Raw genomic sequence first — 8,089 nt, 5'->3', positions numbered from 1 at the left:
CGGTAAGGCTGATACGTTCACGCTGCGTTGCAGGCTCGTCCGCACCAAGCTCGCTTGGGCGAGCGCGCCTGCTACGCAGCGCAAGCTAGCAGTTTTTCGATGCTGTATAAACATACAGTTTTTCGCTATCCTGCTAGGTTTGCGAGCAGTAGATCAAGGGAACGTGTTCTCGGGAGACAGCTAATGCTGCTTAGGCAGGCAAGCTGCGCCCTAGATCGGCGGCGACTGGCGGACTCAAGCACTTGATTCATCGGCAATTTTTTCCCATTGACTGTATGCATATACAGTACTAAATTTCCGGCAAAAGCGGCGCGTCGTTACAAGTTCTCTTCGGACGGAAGCGGTGCCGCTGGAGGGCTCATGATGCCAGTCCAGTTGCCGAGCTTGCCACCTCGGGGAAACCTGCGGCCCCGGCCGTCGGCGAGCGATTTGCCGCCCCTGCAGTCCGCCCGCGTGCTCGATCAGTTGCGCGAGCGCTGCCGCCTCCTGCACTACAGCCTGCGTACCGAAGAGGCCTATGCCTATTGGGTGAAGGCCTTCATCCGCTTTCATGGGCGACGACATCCAGCGGAGCTGGGTGGGCCCGAGGTGGAGGCCTTCCTGATGCATCTGGCGAATGCCCGCTCGGTGGCACCGTCAACGCACAGCCAGGCCCTGTCGGCCCTGCTGTTCTTCTACTCCAAGGTGCTCCAGCATGACCTGCCTTGGCTGAAGGAGATTGGGCACCCGCAGCGCCACCGCCGCTTGCCGGTGGTGTTGAGCGTCGAGGAGGTGGGCCGCGTATTGCTGGGCATGCAGGGCGAGCACCTGCTGCTGGCGCAATTGCTCTACGGCACGGGCCTGCGCATTGCCGAGGCTCTGCAGCTGCGCGTCAAGGACGTGGACTTCGGTCAGCGCGCGCTGATCGTGCGCGAAGGCAAAGGCGCCAAGGACCGAGTGGTGATGCTGCCGCAGTCTCTGACCCCCGCCCTGCGTGCGCAGTTGGCGCACGCGCGCTTGATATGGGCCGGTGACGTCGAGGCCGGCGCGGCGGGCGTGGAGATGCCGCACGCGCTGGACCGCAAGTACCCGCGCATGGGCGCGAGCTGGCCCTGGTTCTGGTTGTTCCCGCAAGACCACCATTCAACCGACCCACGCAGCGGCGTAGTGTGCCGCCACCACCTGTACGACCAGACGTTTCAGCGTGCATTCAAACGCGCCGTCCAGGCCGCCGGCATAGACAAACACGCCACGCCCCACACGCTGCGCCACTGCTTCGCGACACATTTGCTGCAAGCCGGCAGCGACATCCGTACCGTGCAGGAACTTCTGGGCCACTCCGACGTGGCCACCACGATGATCTACACCCATGTGCTCAAGCTGGGTGGCGGCGCGGTGCGCTCGCCACTGGATGCGCTGACCATGGCACGACCGGAGGCTTCATAAACCTGGACACCGAACGGATAGACGATGTCGTGCTGGCCTTGCTGTTGCTGGGCCTGCACGGCGGCCAGCGTGCCGGGAAGGCATCCTAGATCTGGCCGTTGGGCGCGACCGAGGGGCGGGCGAGGCGGGTCGCTGGCAAGGCGCGACGACGCAGTGGGCCCCTGCCCACAAGGAGAAGCAACGCGGCCAGCGGCCCGAAGCGCCAGACCAGCTGGCGTGCAGCGGTGATCATCGAAGTGGTGAACGTCGCGAAACGCCCAAGGTGTTGATGCACGAAGACTTTCCTGAGTGGCAAGCGGTCAACGGCCGGATCTAGGATCGACTGGGGCGCAATGGCGCGGCTGCACGAGAAAGGGCTGATCAGCGACCCGGTGGGCAAGGCGAAGTCCGTGATGTTCACGGAGGACGGCCTGCTGAAAGCTGAGGCCCTGCTGCAATCGCTGTTCGGCAAGCCGGACTAGGGCGGGATTCAGTCCACCGCCAGCAACGCGATGGGCCGCTGGATCAGCCCTTTCGCTCCAGCAGACGGCGGCCAGCATCGGTGTAGCTGGCGTACAGGGGATCTATCGTCTGGCGCAGTCTGAGCAAGGCGTCGGGCGTCAGGTGCTGGCCATGATGGTTCAGCGTGGCGCGGGCCATATTGATGATGCGCGCATTGCGGCTGCGCTGGGCCAGTTCGGCCAACGCTTCCAGCGTGCGTTGGTGCTGCTTGCCGACCAGGTGCGACATCGCCTCGTTCGCCTGCGCGTTGATGTCGAGGGCGGTGTCGCGCACCAGGATCTCGATCGCAGGCATGGCCGAGGCGGCCAGTTCCAGCAGGCGGGTGCGCGGGCGCGATACGCAAAAGCGCCGCGCCAATTGCGTGGCCCATGTCATCGCTTCCGGAATCGGCTGCTGGCCGGCGCAGCGCACCAGCAGCAGGATCAGGTTGCCGGCCATCTCGTAGGTGAAATCGGGTTGGTCGATCTGCGCGGCCAGCTGGCGCAGGCCCGCCAGCGCCGGCGCGGCACGCCGCAGCGCCAGTTGCAGCGCCACGTCGCAGGCCAGCGTCAGCATGCGAACGCGGTAGCTGTCGGGGTGATGGGCCAGGGCGGCCTGCAGGCATTTGTGTGCCCGGTCGCAGCCCTCGATGTTGGCCRGGTCCAGGCTCGCGATGGCCAGCGCAACGACACCCTGGTAGTCCAGCGTGCGCGAGTTCGCGCCTATGGCCAGCGCCGCACCGAGATGCTTGGCTGCCTCGCCGCTGTAGCCGAGGTAGAGCTGCAACGAGCCGAGCTTTTGCAGGCGCGAGACGTTGCCGGGCGTGATCTGCACCGCCTTGGCGAGCACATCGACGGCCGCTTCTACCTTCATCTCCTCCAGCAGCGCACGGCCGTAGACGTCGTAGGCGTCGGCATAGGCCGGGTTCTCGGCCAGCAGGGTCTCGAGGGCGCGGCAGGCCTTCTCGGTGTCGGCGCCGCCCAGATCGATCTTGGCCAGGCCCAGCCGGGCCCAGGGCACGGCCTTGTAGGCCAGCAGCGCCTCGAACATGCGGCGCGCCGCGTCGAGCTGGCCCAGGCGCAGGTAGAGCTCGGAGCCGATCCGCGCGGCATAGACCTTGTAGGTCGGACTGTCACGGAACATCGCTTCGCACAGCTGGGCCGCGTTCACATAGTCGCCGGCTTCGATGGCCTGGAACACCTGCTTGAAGGCCTGCTTGCGCTCCAGCACCACCTGCAACCGCTCTTCGAACTGGCGGGCGGTGAAGGGCTTGAGCAGATAGTCGTCGAGCGCGCCTTCCAGGGCGTCGGCCACATGCTGATAGCGGGCCTCCCCGGTCACCATGATGAAGGCTGTCTGCATGGGCAGGCCCTTGGCCTGGCGCAGCTCGTCCAGCAGGTCCTGGCCCGTCATGTCGTGCGGACCCTGCTGGCGAAAAATCATGTCGCTGACGATCACGTCATAGGGTTGCGACGCGTTTTTGATCAGGCGACGCGCTTCCTCAGGGCGACGCGCCATCTGCAAATGCTGATGCCGGACACCCAGCTCGCGCAGGATGCGGCTCAGCACCGAGCGCGACAGCTCGCCTTCGTCAATGATCAGGACATGCAGCTGATCGGCCGGCACGCCGCCAGACAGCCAGTGCGGTTGGTTTCCCAAGGACACCTCTCCCAAGTCGACCTCAAGGACTCCACGAGGGGCACATCGCCTACCGCGCGGTTGGGGTCACGATGATGCGTCGAGGCAGTCTGTCAGTGAACTCATGCCTTGTAAAAGGCTCGTTCAGCGCTCCGCCAGCAACAGCTCCAGCCGCTGCTCGCGCAGCCCGTAAAACCGCTTGATCTCGGCGATCTGTGCCAGCAGCTCGGGCCGGCGCGCGGCCAGGGCCTCGGCGGCGAGGCCTTGTGCCTTCACGGCCAGGATCATCTTGTTCTTGCTGGTGTGCTCCAGCGCGATAAATTCGAACACCTGGGTGCGGTAGCCCTGGCTCTCCAGCAACAGGGCGCGCAGCGAGTCGGTCACCATCTCGGCCTCCTGGCCGAGGTGGATGCCGTGTTGCAGCATGGGCCGCAGCACGGCCGGCATCGTCATCTGCGGGCGCAGTTCCTTGTGGCAGCACGGCGAACTCATGATGACGCGGGCGCCGGACTGCAGGCCGACGTGCAGCGCGTGGTCGGTCGCGATGTCGCAGGCATGCAGCGCGATCATCACGTCCAGCGGCTGCACGGCCTGGGTGCGCACGTCGCCCTCGTCAAAACGCAGGCCGGCCAGGCCCTCCCCTTCGACGATGCCCGTGCACAGCTTCACCATGTCGCTGCGCAGCTCGATGCCGGTCACGCGGGGGTTGAGGCCGTGGGACTGCAGCCAGTCGTGCACGGCAAAGGTCAGGTAGCCCTTGCCGGAGCCGAAGTCCGCCACCCGCACAGGGCCTTGCAGCTCGGCCTCGTCGACGGCGGAGGACAGGATCTCGACGAAGCGGTTGATCTGCTTCCACTTGCGCGCCATGGCCGGCACCAGGGCCGGCTCGCCCTTCACAAGATGGGTCAGGCCCAGCGCCGACCAGACCGGGTGGGCCATGTCCAGCGGGCGCTGCTTGGCCTTGTCGTGGGCGGCGGGTGCGGGCGTTTCAGCAGCGCCTTCGACGCGAGTGACGCGCAAGGTCTCGCGGCCCTTGCGGCTGACGGCGAACTGCACTTCCTCTGTTGAGGTGTGCAGGTGGGCATTGCGAAACCGCGCGCCAAGCAGCGTCGCGATCTCGGCGACGCCGGCCTCGGGCGCGTGGTTCTTGGTCACGTCCTTGGTGCGGTGCCGCCACAGGAAGCTCAAGGACGGCTCGCCGCGCAGCTCGACGAGGCGCACGGTCAAGCGCTCGACGTTCTCCTCATCACCTACGGGACCTGACAGCAGCAGCTTTCCGAACTGGCCGCCGGCCAGCGCCAGGCGGACGAGGTGCAGGAAGCGTTCGGAAGCCGGCGCCGTGGCGGCCGGCGGCGGGGTGATGAGAGAGGTGAACAGCGGCGCGACCATAGCCGCGCATTGTCAGTGAGCGCGCCGGCGCTGGCTCCACAGCCCGATCGCGCCCAGCCCCGCCAGCAGCAGCGCCATGCTCTGCGGCTCGGGCACGGCGGCGGTGAGCTGCATAACCTCCCAGCTCATGGACACCAGGCCCAGGCGCTCATCGGTGACGACGCCCGGGATCATGTAGGTCGGCCAGCCGTTGCTGTCGAAGCTGAAGAAGCGCACGCCTTCGTCGTTCTGGCTGAACGCCGCCATGTGCGCGAGCGAGCCGCTACCCAGCTCATATTCCAGGCCCGCACGCTCGTTGAAGCCAAGGCTGAAGGACTGCACGGCGCGGTTGCCGGACCAGTGCAGCTCGAACTCGGTCAGCTCGTAGCCATAAAGCCAGCCGTCGCCGTCGAGGTCGCTGCCGGCGAAATGGCCGCTGAGGGTGGCACCGTCGGCATAGCCGGTCTGGTTGAAGTTGTAGCTCGCGGCCTGGACGGGTTGCGCCAGCGCGGCGGCGAGGGCGAGCAGGGTCGTGAAGGCGGAAAGACGAAGGGCGGGCATGGCAGGCATCCGGCAGTGGTTGAGGTGCCGTGATGTTGCTGATCGGTTCGCTGTACCGCTTCGCCCAGAGGAGCCAGCGCGGCGCCGGCTGCGGTGGCCCGAACGGGCCAGCATGAACTCAGGCGTGCGTCACATGCCCGCGCGTCTGCGCCGTGTCCAGATGCGGCAGCGCGTTGAACGTGACGAGGTGATGCCGCTTCGGGTTGAACGCGAACTCGGTCACCGCCGAGTTGCGGATGCGCAGGTTCAGCTCCACAAACGTCTCGGGCGGGCAGGCCAGCACCTGGGCCACGGCGGTGGCGATGGGCCCGCCGCTGGAGACGATGAGCACCTGCTTGCCCACGCCCAAGGCCAGCACGCGCGCCAGCGCGTCGGCCACGCCGGCGGCAAAGTCCGCGTGAAGCGGCATGCCCACCGGCGCCGTCTCGCCGCGCATCCAGGCCAGCAGGCCCTGGCGCAGCAGGCGGAAGTGGTGCTTGACGGCCTCGGGGTCGGTCGGCACGCCAATCGGCCCGGGGTGGATGGCGCGCACGACGGCATCGCTGTCGTACTCATTCAGGCCCGGCAGCGCCACGGCGGGCAGGGCCTCGCCATAGCCTTCGACGATGCCCGCCAGCGACTGCGCATGCCGCTTCAACGTGCCGGTGAAGACGGCGTCAAAGCGCTGGCCGCGCTCGCGCCAGTAGGCACCGAGGTGGCGGCATTGCTCGTGGCCCCTGGCGCTGAGCTGGTCGTAGTCGGCGGCGCCAAAGCTGGCTTGACCGTGGCGGACGAGGTAGAGGCTTCCCATGGCCGGCATCATGGCCGGCCGAGGCGCCGCAGACTGTCGCGACAATGACGGCATGTCACGACTCCGACAGGCCACCCGCGACGACACCGCCGAGATCTGGCGCGTGCGCTACGCGGTCACCGAGAACACGCTGACGCCGGGCCGCATCCTGGACGCCGAGCTGCACATCTACCTGGAAACCTACGGCCGCGGCTGGGTCATCGAGCTCGAACCCGCCCCAAACCTGAGGATTGCCGGCTTTGCCATAGGCGACGCCCGCGATGGCCACATCTGGGCAATGTTCGTGGACCCGCCGCTGCACGGCCGGGGCTACGGCCGCCAGTTGCACGACGTGATGGTGGACTGGCTGTTCGCCCAGGGCCACCAACGACTCGACCTGGGTACCGAACCCGACTCGCGCGCCGCGGCCTTCTACCGCCGCGCCGGCTGGCGGCCCACCGGCGAAGACCCGGACGCCCACGGCGACCAACCCTTTGAACTCCACATCGCAAACTGGACCCCAACCCATGCTTGAAACCCACGAGATTGAAACCGGCCCCAACCCACGCACGACGCTGATCGTGCTGCACGGCCTGGGCGCCGACGGCTATGACTTCGTCTCCATCTGCGGCGAGCTGGACCTGGCGAGCCTCGGCCCCATCCGCTACGTGTTCCCGCATGCGCCGCAGCGGCCGGTGACGATCAACAACGGCTACGTGATGCGCGCCTGGTACGACATCCGGGTGACCGACCTCGTGCGCGAGGAGGACGAAGGCGGCTTGCGCGAGTCGAACCAGCAGATCGCCGAGCTGATTGACCGCGAACGCGAGCGCGGCGTGCCGGCGGAGCGCATCGTGGTGATGGGCTTCTCGCAGGGCTGCGCGATGACGCTGATGACCGCGCTGCGCTACCCCGAGCGCCTGGGCGGCGCCGTGGGGATGTCGGGTTATCTGCCGCTGGCCTCGCTGGCCGCCGCCGAGCGCTCGGCGGCAAACGCCGACCTGCCCATCTTCCTGGCCCACGGCACGCACGACCCCGTCGTGCCCCTCGCCCGCGGCGCTGCCAGCCGCGATGCGTTGCGGGGGATGGGCCACGAGGTCGAGTGGCACGACTACCCGATGCCGCACTCGGTCTGCGCGGAGGAGATAGCGGCCATCAACGTCTGGCTGCTGAAGCAACTAGGCTGACTTCTCCTCGCTGTTCGAGGCGCCGCCCAGCATGACGCTGGGCGATGATTCATGAGTCATGGAGCGCCTGGCCGAACAGATCGTTGACTGGCACAACCGCCACCCCCTCGCACGCCGCATCGGCGTGGGGGATGTGCACACCATCGGCGTGGTGGCCCTGCCCTTCGTGCGCGCGTCCGCGCAGGCCGGCGGCTTCGTCGAGCCGGTCCTGACCGATGCCGTCAGCGCCTTCGACGAACTGGTCGGCACGCCGCCCGCGTCGCGCTGGGCCGTCTGGCTGCAGCGGCTGAAGGGGCTTGCCCGGCTGCCCACCTTGCATCGGCGCCAGCAGTGGCGGGCCTTCAACGAGAAATTCCTGCCCGGCCTGAGCGTGCGACAGATCGAACGCTTTGCGCTGGCGCATGGCTATGCCGAGCCGCCCGCAGCGCCGGACTCGCGGCCCTGGCGCGTCATCGTCATCGACGAGAAAAAGGCCACTGCCCACGGCGGCTGGCCTTTCGAGCTGTATCTGATGAGCGCCGGCGTCGACGTTGGCAGCGCCCGCACGCGCGTGCTGTGCGGGCGGGGCATCCCGTCGCAGATTGCCGGGCGGCGCCTGTGGGACCCGCTGCGGTTAGGCATCGCGGCCGCCGTGCTGGCGGTGCTGATGGCGGTAGCCGCG

At 67.5% G+C, this 8,089-nt stretch carries 9 protein-coding genes; 5 read left to right on the top strand and 4 right to left on the bottom strand.

Features of this window, described 5'->3' with window-relative positions:
* Positions 1-363: 363 nt before the first annotated feature.
* Together ACXRVZ_RS27090 and ACXRVZ_RS27085 are read left to right on the top strand one after the other, a co-directional pair.
* On the top strand, positions 364-1,425 hold the full coding sequence (locus ACXRVZ_RS27090) for an integron integrase (protein ID WP_458233078.1): 1,062 nt from the start codon (positions 364-366) through the stop codon (positions 1,423-1,425).
* Positions 1,426-1,709: 284 nt separating this feature from the next.
* Positions 1,710-1,886: a DUF6429 family protein gene (locus ACXRVZ_RS27085; protein WP_458233079.1), complete on the top strand. Its 177-nt coding sequence runs from the start codon at positions 1,710-1,712 to the stop codon at positions 1,884-1,886.
* 43 nt (positions 1,887-1,929) lie between these two features.
* On the opposite strand, the gene ACXRVZ_RS27080 is transcribed toward ACXRVZ_RS27085, so the two are convergent.
* The 4 genes from ACXRVZ_RS27080 to ACXRVZ_RS27065 all read right to left on the bottom strand — a co-directional run bounded on the left by ACXRVZ_RS27080 (position 1,930) and on the right by ACXRVZ_RS27065 (position 6,262).
* On the bottom strand, positions 1,930-3,564 hold the full coding sequence (locus ACXRVZ_RS27080; RefSeq protein WP_458233077.1) for a response regulator: 1,635 nt from the start codon (positions 3,562-3,564) through the stop codon (positions 1,930-1,932).
* A gap of 123 nt (positions 3,565-3,687) precedes the next feature.
* Complete coding sequence (locus tag ACXRVZ_RS27075) at positions 3,688-4,932, bottom strand: class I SAM-dependent methyltransferase (RefSeq protein WP_457427139.1); 1,245 nt, start codon at positions 4,930-4,932, stop codon at positions 3,688-3,690.
* A gap of 12 nt (positions 4,933-4,944) precedes the next feature.
* Positions 4,945-5,472, bottom strand: coding sequence for a PEP-CTERM sorting domain-containing protein (locus ACXRVZ_RS27070; RefSeq protein WP_457427141.1), 528 nt, complete (start codon positions 5,470-5,472; stop codon positions 4,945-4,947).
* A gap of 118 nt (positions 5,473-5,590) precedes the next feature.
* Positions 5,591-6,262, bottom strand: coding sequence for a histidine phosphatase family protein (locus ACXRVZ_RS27065; RefSeq protein WP_458233076.1), 672 nt, complete (start codon positions 6,260-6,262; stop codon positions 5,591-5,593).
* Between the two features lie 52 nt (positions 6,263-6,314).
* Here ACXRVZ_RS27065 and ACXRVZ_RS27060 point away from each other — a divergent pair, with 52 nt between their 5' ends.
* From ACXRVZ_RS27060 to ACXRVZ_RS27050, 3 genes are all read left to right on the top strand, one after another.
* Positions 6,315-6,776, top strand: coding sequence for a GNAT family N-acetyltransferase (locus ACXRVZ_RS27060; protein ID WP_457427145.1), 462 nt, complete (start codon positions 6,315-6,317; stop codon positions 6,774-6,776).
* Entirely contained in the window at positions 6,769-7,428 is a 660-nt protein-coding gene (locus tag ACXRVZ_RS27055) for an alpha/beta hydrolase (protein WP_457427147.1), read from the top strand. The genes ACXRVZ_RS27060 and ACXRVZ_RS27055 overlap by 8 nt, the downstream gene beginning before the upstream one ends.
* Positions 7,429-7,486: 58 nt before the next feature.
* The coding region (locus ACXRVZ_RS27050; protein WP_458233075.1) for a hypothetical protein at positions 7,487-8,089 on the top strand (603 nt) is incomplete at its 3' end.

The organism is Roseateles sp. P5_E8, from assembly GCF_054177665.1.
The sequence above is the reverse complement of the archived record's forward strand: the minus strand, read 5'-3'. Positions and strand labels throughout refer to the sequence as shown.

Excerpts from the sequence above, each read along its gene's own strand:
- ACXRVZ_RS27090 (WP_458233078.1), top strand. The coding sequence starts at position 364 with ATGCCAGTCCAGTTGCCGAGCTTGCCACCTCGGGGAAACCTGCGGCCC.
- ACXRVZ_RS27060 (WP_457427145.1), top strand. The coding sequence starts at position 6,315 with ATGTCACGACTCCGACAGGCCACCCGCGACGACACCGCCGAGATCTGG.
- ACXRVZ_RS27075 (WP_457427139.1), bottom strand. The coding sequence starts at position 4,932 with ATGGTCGCGCCGCTGTTCACCTCTCTCATCACCCCGCCGCCGGCCGCC.
- ACXRVZ_RS27065 (WP_458233076.1), bottom strand. The coding sequence starts at position 6,262 with ATGGGAAGCCTCTACCTCGTCCGCCACGGTCAAGCCAGCTTTGGCGCC.
- ACXRVZ_RS27070 (WP_457427141.1), bottom strand. The coding sequence starts at position 5,472 with ATGCCCGCCCTTCGTCTTTCCGCCTTCACGACCCTGCTCGCCCTCGCC.
- ACXRVZ_RS27055 (WP_457427147.1), top strand. The coding sequence starts at position 6,769 with ATGCTTGAAACCCACGAGATTGAAACCGGCCCCAACCCACGCACGACG.